General features: G+C 46.7%; 12 protein-coding genes. 5 read left to right on the top strand and 7 right to left on the bottom strand.

Features of this window, described 5'->3' with window-relative positions; genetic code table 11:
* Window positions 1-24: 24 nt before the first annotated feature.
* The 3 genes from NST38_RS04830 to NST38_RS04820 all read right to left on the bottom strand — a co-directional run bounded on the left by NST38_RS04830 (window position 25) and on the right by NST38_RS04820 (window position 5,345).
* On the bottom strand, window positions 25-2,172 hold the full coding sequence (locus NST38_RS04830; RefSeq protein WP_076253467.1) for a hypothetical protein: 2,148 nt from the start codon (window positions 2,170-2,172) through the stop codon (window positions 25-27).
* A gap of 261 nt (window positions 2,173-2,433) precedes the next feature.
* Window positions 2,434-4,203, bottom strand: coding sequence for a dihydroxyacetone kinase subunit DhaK (gene dhaK / locus NST38_RS04825; RefSeq protein ID WP_076253468.1), 1,770 nt, complete (start codon window positions 4,201-4,203; stop codon window positions 2,434-2,436).
* Window positions 4,203-5,345 carry a glycerol dehydrogenase gene (locus NST38_RS04820; RefSeq protein WP_036606179.1) on the bottom strand — a complete coding sequence of 381 codons (1,143 nt, stop codon included), beginning with the start codon at window positions 5,343-5,345 and terminating at the stop codon, window positions 4,203-4,205. Before NST38_RS04820 ends, dhaK begins: the two co-directional genes overlap by 1 nt.
* Window positions 5,346-5,650: 305 nt before the next feature.
* Here NST38_RS04820 and NST38_RS04815 point away from each other — a divergent pair, with 305 nt between their 5' ends.
* Window positions 5,651-6,685 (top strand): PocR ligand-binding domain-containing protein, encoded by a 1,035-nt coding sequence (locus NST38_RS04815; protein ID WP_036606178.1) that lies wholly within the window; start codon window positions 5,651-5,653, stop codon window positions 6,683-6,685.
* Window positions 6,686-6,790: 105 nt separating this feature from the next.
* Window positions 6,791-7,780, top strand: a complete 990-nt coding sequence (locus tag NST38_RS04810) for an aldo/keto reductase family protein (protein WP_076253469.1) — start codon at window positions 6,791-6,793, stop codon at window positions 7,778-7,780.
* Here the strand turns inward: NST38_RS04810 and NST38_RS04805 are convergent.
* From NST38_RS04805 to NST38_RS04790, 4 genes are all read right to left on the bottom strand, one after another.
* On the bottom strand, window positions 7,777-8,655 hold the full coding sequence (locus NST38_RS04805) for a LysR family transcriptional regulator (protein WP_036672639.1): 879 nt from the start codon (window positions 8,653-8,655) through the stop codon (window positions 7,777-7,779). The genes NST38_RS04810 and NST38_RS04805 overlap by 4 nt on opposite strands.
* Window positions 8,656-8,686: 31 nt before the next feature.
* Window positions 8,687-9,157: an SMI1/KNR4 family protein gene (locus NST38_RS04800; protein ID WP_076253470.1), complete on the bottom strand. Its 471-nt coding sequence runs from the start codon at window positions 9,155-9,157 to the stop codon at window positions 8,687-8,689.
* A 113-nt stretch (window positions 9,158-9,270) separates the two neighbouring features.
* Window positions 9,271-10,371, bottom strand: a complete 1,101-nt coding sequence (locus NST38_RS04795; protein ID WP_076253471.1) for a threonine aldolase family protein — start codon at window positions 10,369-10,371, stop codon at window positions 9,271-9,273.
* A 59-nt stretch (window positions 10,372-10,430) separates the two neighbouring features.
* Window positions 10,431-11,291, bottom strand: coding sequence for a LysR family transcriptional regulator (locus tag NST38_RS04790; protein WP_076253472.1), 861 nt, complete (start codon window positions 11,289-11,291; stop codon window positions 10,431-10,433).
* A 181-nt stretch (window positions 11,292-11,472) separates the two neighbouring features.
* On the opposite strand from NST38_RS04790, the gene NST38_RS04785 reads away from it, so the two are divergent.
* The 3 genes from NST38_RS04785 to NST38_RS04775 all read left to right on the top strand — a co-directional run bounded on the left by NST38_RS04785 (window position 11,473) and on the right by NST38_RS04775 (window position 13,964).
* Window positions 11,473-12,462 (top strand): quinone oxidoreductase family protein, encoded by a 990-nt coding sequence (locus tag NST38_RS04785; protein ID WP_076253473.1) that lies wholly within the window; start codon window positions 11,473-11,475, stop codon window positions 12,460-12,462.
* Window positions 12,463-12,855: 393 nt separating this feature from the next.
* Complete coding sequence (locus tag NST38_RS04780; protein WP_083684868.1) at window positions 12,856-13,077, top strand: bacteriocin immunity protein; 222 nt, start codon at window positions 12,856-12,858, stop codon at window positions 13,075-13,077.
* A 98-nt stretch (window positions 13,078-13,175) separates the two neighbouring features.
* On the top strand, window positions 13,176-13,964 hold the full coding sequence (locus NST38_RS04775; RefSeq protein ID WP_017690511.1) for a formate/nitrite transporter family protein: 789 nt from the start codon (window positions 13,176-13,178) through the stop codon (window positions 13,962-13,964).
* Window positions 13,965-14,095 lie beyond the last annotated feature (131 nt).

Raw genomic sequence — 14,095 nt, 5'->3', positions numbered from 1 at the left:
GTGCATTCCATGTCTTTTTTTACATTAAACTAAATTCCAAAACAATGCCGTATTCGCCACCGTAACCATGGTGAACAATAATGTGTTCACAAATGCGGCGAGCCATACGTTATTCGTTTTTTCAAACAATTTACGTGCATACACAGCAGCGATGATGAGACAAGGCACCAGTGCAAAGAGCAGAATGCCATTCAATGCCTGACCTGGATACAACGCCACACCTGTCATAAAGTCTTTGCCGTATTGCACTAGCAACCACAGCACCAACCCGCCAACATTCAGTACCATGGCCAGGAACATACCCCCACGTTTACCACGTGTATTGGCATTCAGGGCAACCGCGCTGACAAAGTAATATATCAGGAAGAACGGTGTATACCGCAATGCGGTAATGAAGTGTTCACTCTCGAACGTACGGACCGCAAACGTCCAGATCCGGAAATCTGTTCCGAAGATCGCCTGTACTACGAATAACAATGCGTACCCAATGACTACTGCGAGTACTGCGGTTACCAAGCTGGCAATGATCGTAACAGGGTTCAGGCTGATCCCATAATCGCTGAAGCGGGTTCCTGCATCCTTTTTGGAAAAATAGTGGAATGCAAAGGTCACCAGAATCATAATTAACGCCGACACCAGCGCCCAGTAAACAATCTGGTTCGTAGTCGGTTCATTGAAGTAAGAACTTGTAACCACAATCTTATCTGCATAGTTGAAGATGATCCACATCACGAGAGATACGATAGCCAGAATTACGCTGCCTACCGCAATATTTTTCATCCGGCGGCTTGATGTATAGTCGTTCTTCTTGCTTCCAGCCATCACGAACCCGATAATGGCTCCAAGCACACTCACGGCAAGTACAATCAGAGCGATGATGCGAAGCACATTCAATCCATTTGCCTCTTTATCCATCAAGGTTGGGAATAAGGCCGCTGGAATCAGGGTGCTGAATGCGATAGCAAGCCAATAGATTGATTTTTGTTTCCCACTGACTGCTGCGGACACCGTTGCAATCTCTCCCGTTACCGTTTTGCGCAAGAACGGCAGTCTGATCAACAACGTAATCAGCGGCACAATCATCAAGAAGAATCCAATCAGAGCGACAAAGTTAAATGCCTCTTTCGCCCACCAGATCTGATTGCCCGAATCCAGATTCACATTGGTCTGATTAGGCGACGTCACACCATTAAATGCATGTGCATAGAAATCGATTAGATGCCCAGTTGTTGTACGCGAGAAATGGTTCCATGGGTGAGTCTGATTAGGCGTAAACAGAATATGCTCACCCGTTTGGGAAGGACGTACCACTTTTCCGTCTACGGTCAGATCGCCGGATGGTACTTTGGTAAATGTATCGGTCGTGCCTCTTGGCGCATCAGGTGCAAGGCCAAGGAAGGCTTTACCCGAAGCCGTTGCTGCAAAATCCTTGCTAGTCACCGTACCTTGTACTTCTTTCTCTGCGGCTGTTTTCTCTTCATCCGATTTGTTGAAGAAAAACTCGTCATATTTCCCCGCGACCATGCCCACCGTCCGACTGCCAAATGCAGCCTGAAGCTGATCCTGTGGCGCAACCGCCGCAGCGTAAGAGTAATCCGCACCTGCCGAGATGCCTGTGTAGATCATACGGTATCCTGTTTGAAGGGAACTCATCTCGTCCATGTACATTGACAACAGCGTTGAGAACCCACCCATGGAGTGACCGCTGACTGCCACGTAGGCATTGCCTTTCTCATCTTTCTTGGTGAAGTCCTGCTCATAAATATATTTGGCTGCATCAAACTGCGAGTATATCCAGAACGTTCCGAACAGATCCTTTACCGGAATATCTGCACTCCAGCGGGAATCCCCGTGGTCATACATGTCCAGTGCAAGCACAATATAGCCGCGTCGGGACATCTCAATAGCAGGTGCATCCTGCATTTCTTTCGTATTCAGATATCCATGTGTTGTAATAATGACCGGACGTTTATCATCCGCACCTGCCCCTTTAGGCATGTAGAGCAGACCCGATAGCGTGCCGTGATCGGCTTGGAATTTGATCTCTTTGACCTTAACGGAATAAAAGGAAGAGTTGAACATTCCAGCAAACAAGCTTCCAAAAATGACCAAAACGAGTGATAAAACCAACAACCCCTGCGGTTTTTTTAAGAATGATGTGACTGTTCTCATAAAGGTCCCCTTAATAAATATAAAATACTAGATAAATGAATGAATAATAGTGCATTGTAGATACGTCCAAAGAGCTATTCAAATTAGATGTAAATGATAACATGTAAAAATTGACTTAGTATGGCCTAAAAAAGGCACACATAACGGCGCCGGACGTCCGGCGCCATTACCTGTGTCACTTGCTGCATAGTAGCTTAACATTTGCTGACTCAATCTCTATACCTGTCTGATGAATGACGCTGGGCAAACCCGTGACCAATCTTATTTCATCGACTCAGATAATTCTGTGAAAATAACACCCAGCGCATACGCACCAGCATCCGGGTAGCCCAGACTACGATCACCGACGGCACCTGCACGTCCCATACGTGCCACGATGTCTTCGGTTTTCTTCGCACCTTCAACGGCGGCTGCTGCACCTTTGGCAAATGCTGTTTTGAAGTCATCGCCAGACTCTGCGCTTTGTGTCCAGGAATCGGCACACGGAACGAGTGCATCGATCAAGGTTTTATCACCTACAACGGCGCCACGTCCGAAGGAACGTTCTCCTGTAGACTGAATCCCGTGTACGGCTGCATGGATCATCTCAGCAAATTCAGCAACGTTTAATTGCTGTTTATCCCCTACAGCTTTGCCAGCTGCACGGAATGCTGAACCCCAGATCGGGCCAGATGCGCCACCACAATATTCCATGATGACCAAGGAACATGCATCGAGGAATGATCCGATGTCTTTTTTATCTTCGTTAATGATGTGATTCCATTCGCGTTTCAACTGGCGGAAGCCTTTTGCCACACTCATACCAAAATCGCCATCACCGGCATGTGAATCCAGTTCACAGAACGGTACCTCGTTCTTGATGATGATCTCACCCATTTTATCGATCAGATAGACGACATTGTCCAGTGAAAATTGATTGCCTTCGATGACCGCAGCTGATGCATCCGTCTCCACTTCGTAAGATACAGGAGCGTCTTCACCCACAACAGCTTCCAGCGCTTCGGAATACGCCACTTGTGCTGCTGGAGGGCCGGATACTTTAAATGCAGGTGTATCACTTTCCTTGAACAACAGCGTTTTTAGTTCATCATCCAGTTTCAGGATCGTAACCGACGCACCCGCCATATCGATACTTGTCATGTAGTTGCCTACAAACGTAGTAGCGACCTTCAGACCTGCATGTCCAGCAAGCTCACGCTGAACGGAATTGTTGAGCAGATACAGTTCTTGCAGTGGTGTTGCACCAAAACCATTCACGAGCACCGCAATCTCAGCGGATGCATCCTTATCCAGCTTCATGTCTGCGAGCAATGCTTCGACCATACGTCCTGCCAATTCATCCGCTGATACCAATTTCTCACGGCGAATCCCTGGCTCACCATGAATCCCTACGCCGAATTCCATCTCATCTTCAGCAATTTCAAATGTAGGCGTGCCTTTGGCGGGCACCGTACAGGATGTGAATCCAAAACCAATACTGCGCACGTTCTGAGCTGCTTTCTCAGCAACGGATTTCACATCTGCCAGACTGCGGCCTTCTTCGGCTGCTGCTCCGGCGATCTTGTGAACCAGTACAGTTCCGGCAACGCCGCGACGCCCAACGGTATACAAACTGTCTTGTACAGCGATGTCATCCTCAACACGTACATACTGTACGTTGATGCCATCTTCTTCAGCCAGATGTGCTGCATTCTTGAAATTCATCATGTCGCCGCTGTAGTTCTTGATGATCAGGAGTGTCCCCTTGTTGCTGGCTGTTGCCTTGATCGCTTGATACACCTGGATTTGGGAAGGAGATGCGAATACATCTCCACACACCGCTGCATCCAGCATGCCTTTACCCACATAACCAGCGTGAGCCGGTTCATGTCCGCTGCCTCCGCCACTGATCAGGCTGACTTTATCGGCCTGAATCTCTCTGCGCTTGATGACTTTATATTTTTTCAGAAATTCAAGCTCCGGGTGTGCAAGCGCAATCCCGTTGCACATTTCCATAACAACATGTTCGGCCTGGTTAATAATTTTCTTCATTATTTTACCTCCCGGCGAGCTGATTTGTACTCACGGCCCATGCGGTCAGCCGCTGCAATGGCAGCAGCTACTTCAGGAACGGTGATTGGGAACGGCATGGCGTGAATGGATTCTTCCGGAATACAAGCGATCTCTGCCACTTTCAACAGTTCTTCCTGACTAATCGTATCTACACCGATATCCGCCAAGCTGATCGGCAGTCCCACTTCGAGACAGAAGTCCATGACTTCATGCAGCTCTTCAGTTGGTGCATTTTCAAGGACGAGCTGTGCGATTGTACCGAAGGATACTTTTTCACCATGGAAGAAATGATGTGTGCCTTCCAGAACAGTCAAACCGTTGTGAATTGCATGTGCTGCGGCCAGTCCGCCACTTTCGAATCCAAGACCAGATAACAGAATGTTGGTCTCAACGATATTTTCCAGCGCTTGTGTCACAACGTTGCTGTCACTCGCTACTTTTGCTTTTGCACCATCAGTCAGCAGCATTTCATAACACAATTTTGCCAGTGCAAGCGCCGCATTGGTACCCACAGCAGAAGGTGTATATCCTTCGCGGGAACCCATTGGCAGACTTGCGTTTACACGGGAATAAGATTTCGCTGTTGCTCTTGCTTCGAAGTATGTAGAGAGCGCATCTCCCATACCGGATACGAGGAAACGTGTTGGTGCATTAGCAATTACCGTTGTATCAACGAGTACCACACTTGGGCTTTGTTTGAAGTAAGCATAGTCATCAAAAGAACCATCCGGTGTGTACAATACAGCGGAGTGACTTGTCGGTGCGTCTGTTGCCGCAATCGTTGGGCAGATGATCAGTGCTTCGCCTTCAGCTACACATTTAGCCGCATCAATGGCTTTACCACCACCAAGACCGATGGTAGAGTCACATCCTTTTTCCTTCGCGATCGCTTGCAGACGAGCAACTTCCTCACGGGAACATTCCCCTTTAAAACCGCTTTCAACAAACGTAATATTAAATTTCTCGGCTGTTGCATCCAGCTTTGCTTTGACACGCTGTACATCATCCGGATGTGCAATAAGCAAGGCAGATTCTCCAAAAGATTTAACAAAGTACCCCAGGTTCAACAACTCGTCTTCGCCTTGTACATATTTGGTTGGGCTGATAAATGCTTTTCTCATAATATTATATGCCTCCTAAGGATATGAAATAGTGTAGTGATTACATCAAATTTTAATTTCTTACAATTGACCTTAATATAACGCATGAGCAGCAGGTTTACAGTGGACTTTGATAACAAATTATTATAATTTACAATCGTAATTTTTTGCTTTTTGGCGCAATCATGGTATCTTATTGTCATGAGATGGTTGAATTTTGACCTCCCATTATACATTACCCGTCATCATTACATCTTAATATGTACAACTTGCTAACTTTTAACGGCCTAAATTATGAATCAGGTTAGCCTATGGAGGTTGCACCAATGATCAAAGAATATCTGCATATCAATAAAATTCTGGACCTAAATAAATGGAAGCGTCTACAAGATTCTCTCGCAACAGTAACCAAACTGGCGATCCTCACCGTTGATTATAAAGGCATTCCCGTAACCAGTCACAGTAGCTGTCAGGCTTTCTGCCAGAATGTCCGTAAAGACCCGGAGCTTCTCCCCTACTGTCAAAAATGTGATTCACGCGGTGGTCTGGAAGCGGTCCGATTGAATGAACCTTATGTGTATTTATGCCATTTCAATATTATAGATATCGCGATTCCGATCACGATTGATGGCAAATATATCGGCGCCGTCATGGCAGGACAAGTGAAACTCGCCGATCCGGAAAAGGGTAGCGACTTGGAGCAAATTGTCACGTCCAAAAACGTACCCATGCATGCAGCCAAGCTGGAGGAATTAAAGGATGATTACGCCCAGCTACCTGTGATGACCTATGAAGAGATTGTGAAAATCTCTAACATGTTATCCCTGCTCTGCAACTACATTGTGGAAGAAGCGCTCAACAAAAATCTGTTAGTTGAAATGTTCGAAAAAGCTTCAGGCAATCAGGAGACTCTAAACCTCTCCACCATTCTGCCGGGTTACTCCATTCGTAATATCGAGTCGATCAAAAAAGAGATGACCAATGCGATAGCGGATGCTTATCTGAAGAACAGCCCAAGTGATACGGAAAGCTCCAGCCCGGTGCTTCAGCCTGCTTTTGAATACATTCACAGTCACAAGAGTGAGCAGGTTTCACTCAAACAAATGGCCGATCTATGCCACCTGAGTCCGAGTTATTTCAGCAGACTGTTTGCCAAGGAAACGGGCGAGAACTTCACCACCTATCTGGCAAAACTCAAGATAAAGTGGGCCAAGCAATTGCTGGAGGTCACCGACATGCCTGTCTCACAGATCAGTGATGAGCTGGGATTTAATGAATCGGGATATTTTATCAAAATATTCAAAAAGTTCGAGGAAATTACGCCTGCTCTCTATCGCAAATACCTCCAGGAGAAAATGTAGATTCACTGATACTTTTTTCGTATCAAAGATGAGGTTAAAAGATATTTCACCTATTAATCTGCCATTGTTACAATGGAGTCCAGATGACTTAGGGAGGCGACATGAATGGAATATCGCAAATTAGGAAACAGTGGATTAACCGTCAGTGAGATTTCACTCGGCAACTGGATTACGCATGGAGCGCAAGTCGAGGATGGAATAGCAGAAGCTTGTGTGCGAACCGCATTGGATGCAGGTATTACCACATTTGATACCGCAGATGTGTACTCCAATACCAAGGCAGAGTCCGTACTGGGACAGGCTCTTAAGGATATACGAAGAGAAAGTATTGAACTGTGCACCAAAGTCTGTCACCCAACCGGCACAGGTCATAATGACCGCGGACTTTCACGTAAACACATCATGGAAGCCTGCAATGGTTCATTACGGCGGCTACAGACGGATTATATCGATGTCTATTACGCTCACCGTTATGACTACAATACTCCGCTGGAAGAGACGTTTCTGGCATTCTCCGATTTGGTGCGTCAGGGCAAAGTCCATTACATTGGCGTAAGTGAATGGAACGCAGATCAGATTGCACGAGGAGCCGCTTTGGCGCGGGAACTTCATATACCCTTCATTGCAAGTCAGCCCCAATATTCAATGTTATGGCGTGTGATTGAGCAAGAAGTGGTGCCTGCAAGCGACCAAGCAGGACTTGGACAGATTACATGGTCTCCTCTTGCTCAGGGTATACTATCAGGCAAATATGCGCCTAACGCAGCATTGCCCACCGGATCACGCGCAGCAGCTGAGGCAGGAGCACCCTTTTTCAATAAACTGGCTGGACAGTGGTTACGTGAAGATGTTCTTACCGCTGTGCAACAGCTTGTTCCACTCGCTAAAGAGATTGGTCTAACTCTCCCCCAACTCGCTGTGGCGTGGGTTCTACAACATTCGTATGTTAGTTCCGTGATTATCGGTGCATCCCGGCCGGAGCAGGTATTGGAGAATGTAAAAGCTTCTGGTGTGAAACTGGACCCTGCGATCATGACTCGTATTGATGAAATATTGAATCCATGGATTGAGCGTGATCCGACCAAGACGGGTTAAACACATTCATCAACAAAGTTCATAAAACGTGATACCACTTCCTGATTCATATCCGTCCGCCATGCCGTGTACAACGGTACGGAGGGCGGATTTTCTTCTAATGGAAGAAAGACTACACCCTTACGCTGGAACACATCCACCGATGACGGAACAATGGAAATGCCCATGCCCGCCGCAACGAGATTCACAATCGTATACATCTGGATCGCTTCCTGCGTAATTCGAGGATCTACGCCATGCTCCCTGCAATAATCCAAAACGAGACGATGGAACGGGGAACCCAGATGCCTTGGGAATAAAATAAAATCTTCATCCGCCAGTTCTCGAATTGAAACTTGAGTCTGAGAAGCCTTCGGGTGATGATCTGGCAATACAGCAATCAACGTTTCCATCTGGCAGGGGCGGAACGAGACATGACGAGTATCTTCCTGATATCGCAAAAATCCAATATGGATCTGTCCGTCTTCCAGTGCCTGCAATTGTTGGGATGAAGTCATCTCACGCAGCGTCAATTCAATCTGAGGATACGCAGCGCGAAATTTCCTAAGAACATCCACCATAATGCTCCCCGAAGCCGAATCCACAAAGGCTATGGTTATATGCCCGATGATGCCCTGATCTGCCTTTTGTGTAAGCTGAATAGATCGTTCGAGCTGGGCCATGATTAGCCTGGCCTGTTCCAGAAATACCGCACCTGCCGGGGTGAGACGAACCATTTTTCTGGTGCGCTCCAACAACTTCACGCCAAGCTCATCCTCTAAATTCTGAATCTGCTGGCTCAGCGGTGGTTGCGTCATATTTAATTTTTCCGCTGCACGGTGAAAATGAAGTTCTTCTGCCACCGTGATAAAGTATCTTAACTTCCGAATATCCATAAGCCAATTGCGCATCCTTCCGTCTACCTTGTTAATTCATCTGTTCCTGAACCCAGATTGCCGACTCAGCCAGCATCGTCATCAATTCATTAAAATCCACAGCAATTTCCCGCAGAGGAGTTTCCCCTGCATCGTGAATCAACATCATTATCTTGCCTGAACTTTGATCCAGTATAGCCGTACTTCCTTCACCAAATCCACCAATCGGGAAAGGCTGGAGGTCAGCTGGCAGCTCGTATTCTTTCTCATATTCACGGTATACTTCCAAAAAATCCGGATAAGCCCAGCTCAGTTCTTTCACCGAATACAAGGCAGGGTCGCCGAAATTACATGCACCGAACTCAAGCAAAAGTGCGCGATACGCTGCGGGCAGTTTCACATTATACTTTTGCTCAAAATCCTCAATGCTCTGTTGTGTTTCAGGAGTACACCCATCTCCCATTGTTGTATCGTAGGCTTTTACCAAAAGATCACGAATCGGTTCCAATTCTATTGACGTCACTTGAACTCCCCCTTAAGGTACTTTTCTCCACTGATCAGCCGTTGTGAATTCAATAGTTCTCCTTGAAGCGCAACGCCTTACCCAAACAAGAGTCGAGCATTAAAATCAACTTTTTATCTCAACTGTTTACGCAACTCTTGATCCAGCCATTCCAGTGCTGCACGCAGCTTGTCCTGAGGAACTTTCTCATAACGATCACCCGTAGACAGTTCAAAGGCACAGCTGTTCCCACTTGTTTTGTTCAGATATGAAGTCATTCCTATGCCATACTGCTGAGCCATTTGCACAAGAATTGGTTCAACTTCGGCGGCAGCGAGCGCAAAGTGTACATGGAACATATTTGATACCGGTACCTCGGGCAACGTTTGTATCCCGTGACACGCATTCAGTAGTAAGGCGAGTTCTTGAGCCTGCTCGTAATACAGTTCCATTTTGCCAATCCGTTCATTGAAATAATATTGAGAACTCAGAATATACGGATACAGACCGATCAGATCTCCGCCGTGCCGACGTTTCCATACTTTCGATTCTTGCATCACATCCGGATCACCCGCCAATATAGCCCCCGCAATACCTCCAATGCCTTTATAAAAGGAAACATACACCGTATCAAACAAACTGCAAATCTCCGCAGGTGTTTTCTGATAATAGGGAGTGATCTCAAACAGGCGTGCCCCGTCCAGATGTAGCTTAATCCCGCGTTCACGGCAATAGGCCGAGATCGCTTCCAGTTCTTCATACGCCGGTAATTGCCCACCAATCTCACGTTGCGGAAGTTCCAACAGCAGACAGGCAATGTCCTGATCAAGCGCTTGTACATCTTCCAAACAAATCAAACGATCCTTGTCCGCAAGTAAAATTGTTTCAATCTGATGCAACTCTTTCAGTCCGTCTTCCTCATGGATTTCAAGATGACACAGAGGGTGGTAAGCTACTCGTTTTACATCTTTGCGGTCACACCAGATTCGTAATGCTATCTGCTGCGCCATCGTTCCACTTGGAAAAAATACCGCCGATTCCTTGCCAAGAACGTCAGCCATCTGTTGCTGAAATTCTTCAATGAGTGGGCCGTTCCCGTAGTGGTCACTGAACAACTCCCCATCGATCTGGTCCAGTACGTTCTGAAGCACCTTCACTTGGCGACTGCCGTGACCGCCCACAATAAAATCTACCTGATTAAAGGCATCAGCCAACGTTAACGCAGTTTCTTTCAAGATCACTCACTCCTTTATAGTGCATGTTCATGTTCATAAATGGACTTTTGAACAACCTCTTATAGGTCTGGTTCTGTAATAATCTCAACCAAAGCGCTGAGTGCACTAGATATATGTTCACCACGGGAATACACAAATCCTACTTCCAACCGACAATAGGGATCAGGCAAAGACATCACCGCGATCTCACCTCTTAATTCTGCTTTGGTAACCGAAGAACGTGGCAGCAATGATACGCCGAGCCCGGCAGATACACCATTCAGAATCGTGTCCAGTGTTCCATATTCCATGATGTTAAACGTGTGGATACCCTGATCGTTCAAAAAGGATTCCGCCTGAGTGCGATGAGTGCATCCGATCTCAAAAAACAACATCGGCCTGGACAATAACGTGTACATTTCATGTACTCCAGGTTCAGCGATCAACACCAATTCCTCGTCATACATCTTCATATAATTCAGCTCAGGATGATCAATCGGGCCATATATTAAGGCTCCATGCAATTCATGTTGAATAACCTTCTGGTTCAGTTCATGGGTCCCACCCGTGACAAGCGAATGCTGTACTTCCGGGTAGCATGAAGTATATTCAGCCAAGAGCGGCGTCAGAAAAGTAGAAGCTGCTGTCTCTATGGCACCCAGACGAAGCATGCCAGCTGGTGGGTTACCCACTTGCGTGGCCTGCTCTGCTTCATATAATAATTCCAATATTCTATCCGCATACCCAAGCAGGTTCTCGCCTGCTGGTGTAAGCGACATCCCCCGATTGGAACGATGAAATAGCGGTACTTGCAGTTGGGTCTCCAACTGTTTAATCCGTGCTGTTACATTGGACTGCACATAATTAAGTGAGAGCGCAGCTTTACTGATACTACCTTCGCGGGCAACCGCCTGAAATATTTTCAAATCACCTGCATCCATATCCTGATCACCTGCTCGTCGTTATATCGGCATCCTGCATCATCCGATTCATGCAAAGTGCTTATCTATTATTTTTAATGATACTGACAATCATTTTTGTTCATTTTACGTGAATCTGCTCCGTCTGTACAATGAGGCTCAGTAGTGAAATCTGGCTACACAGACAGGAGGAATATTGAAAATGAAAGCTATCGTTCATTCGGCCCAGAGCGGCCTTGCAGGTCTTCAATATACAGAGTCAATCTCTCGGGCACCAGAAGCCGGGGAAGTGCAGATTCAATTAAAATCCGCTGGTATCAATCATCGGGATCTATTCATCATGGCAGGACGCGGCCCTCAGGACATCCCACTCGTTCCCGGTTCCGATGGAGCAGGTATTATCGTAGCGATTGGCGAAAGCGTAAGAGGGTTCGCGATAGGAGATGAAGTCATTATCCACCCTACACTCGCTTGGGAACATGCATCTGAAGTGCCGACCGTACCCGATATTGTTGGTGGCCCTACGGATGGAACACTGGCTCAATATATAACGTTGCCTGCTGAAAATGCCCTGCCTAAGCCAGCCCACCTATCCTGGGAGGAAGCAGGCGTATTGCCCCTTTCAGCGCTGACGGCCTATCGCGCCTTATTCACTCGCGGTGTATTGAAGAAAGGTGAACATGTGCTCATTCCAGGTATTGGCGGTGGTGTTGCAACCTATGCCCTGCTCATGGCAGTAGCGGCTGGTGCCACGGTGACCGTCACCTCCAGAAGTGAAGCCAAAAGAAATGAGGCACTGCGCTTGGGTGCTACCCATGCATTGGATAGCCATGCCGATTGGAGTACGCAGAACGATCTGGAACCTGTAGACATCATCTTGGATAGCATCGGACAAGCCATGTTCCCAAAATATTTTGATATAATCAGACCAGGTGGACGTATCGTGATGTATGGTGCAAGCTCGGGGGATGATCTGACCCTACCAATTCGCTCTATCTTCTTCCCGCAGATCAGTCTGATCGGCACCTCTATGGGCAGCCGTGAGGAGTTTATCCAGATGCTGCAATTCGTGGAGCACCATGACATACATCCTGTAATTGATGGCGTATATCCATTGCAAGACGTAGTAAAAGCATTCGAACGTATGGAAAAAGGCGAGCAGTTTGGTAATCTGGCTATCCTTATGGAGTGATATCTATTTTGAGATGGGCCTTCATGAATTGTTGAAAATTGATTAACGATAATGGGGTGAATCCATCTGACCCGTCTCGCTAAACGTATACTAATTGTTCTTATTGCTATTATCATTTTGGCCCAAATTCCTATGTTAAAAGAAACCTTGGCCCGAGGAGTTACTACGTTATATGTGAAGATAAAGTATCCCGAACATTCCTTTCAATTCCAAGACTTCATCTACGAGTCTCATTTCGGGAACTATATCATTTCATATACTGATCAAGACGAACAACGCATTAGTCTGATGCTTGAGCCCAAATTTTTTCCGGTGATCATTCTATATGATCCATTGAATCAGCCCATGAAAGACTAATTTGTTCACGCTATGAATCATTCAGGAGGTATCGATATGGACAATAGATTACATTTGGTAGAATTGGTCCGCAAACTGATGGACTCTGAAGGAACGGAAGCCGAGTTGGATGACATGTTGACGGAGCTACAACAGCAGGTTCCACATGCGGGGATCAGTAATCTCATTTTCTGGGATGATCGAGACCTGACGCCTGAACAGATTGTGGAAGAAGCCTTGGCTTCCCGTCCGATCCTGCTTCCGCTCCACTGCAATTGAAACAAGGAAGTAATAATCAATAAACCAAGTTTACCCTCCCCAATTTCCATAATTTCGTTATAATGGTAAGCAAGACACCATGCTATTGGAGGAGAATTATGGAAACGGAAGCTTTACGCAACGTGGAACAACTAGCTCTGAAGAAACACAAGATTTACAAACAAAGTTTAATCAGGTACCTTGCACGCTCCATGCTGGCCAGTATGTTTATCGGATTCGGCGTCATCGTGGCGTTTAAGACAGGTAACTTCTTTTATATGGAGCAGTCCCCGTTCACCTATCCGATGGCGGCAATTACGTTTGGGGCGGCCATCATTCTGATCGCCTATGGCGGGGGTGACCTGTTCACGGGCAATACGTTTTATTACACGTATGCGGCGCTGCGCAAGAAACTGCGCTGGTTCGAAGTGATCAAGCTGTGGATTGCGAGTTATAGCGGTAACCTGATGGGCGCAGCTGTGTTTGCCCTGTTAATCTACCTGACCGGATTGTTCGACTCGTCTCAGGTGAATGGTTTTCTGTTAAGCGTGGTAGAACACAAAATGGAAGTTCCAACCATGCAGCTCTTTTTCCGGGGAATTCTGTGTAACTGGCTTGTGTGTATGGCGTTCTTTGTTCCAATGTTTATGAAGGAGAATGGAGCCAAAATGTTTGCCATGATGCTCTTTGTGTTCTGCTTCTTCATCTCGGGATACGAGCACAGTATCGCCAATATGTGTACGTTCGCGATTGCACTTGTGCTGAATCACCCGGGGACGATCTCATTTGAAGGTGTGCTTCACAACCTGGTTCCCGTGACCTTGGGTAATCTGGTGGGTGGTGTGCTGCTGATGGGCTTTATGTATTATGCGGTGAACAAACCGTTTCTGGATGAAGAGACACATTAATCTCTGGCAAAAAAAGACATCCTTCCGGCCCGGTCCTTCGACCGTGGCTAATCGGTAAGAAGAATCCAAAACACCCCGGCATCCTTCACATCTCAGGGAAAAGGTTGCCGGGGTGTTTCTCTATAGGCAGG

This window comes from Paenibacillus sp. FSL H8-0104, from assembly GCF_038050215.1.
Classification (GTDB): Bacteria; Bacillota; Bacilli; order Paenibacillales; family Paenibacillaceae; genus Paenibacillus; species Paenibacillus amylolyticus.
Note: the sequence above shows the minus strand (reverse complement) of the source record. Positions and strands in the feature narration are given on the sequence as shown.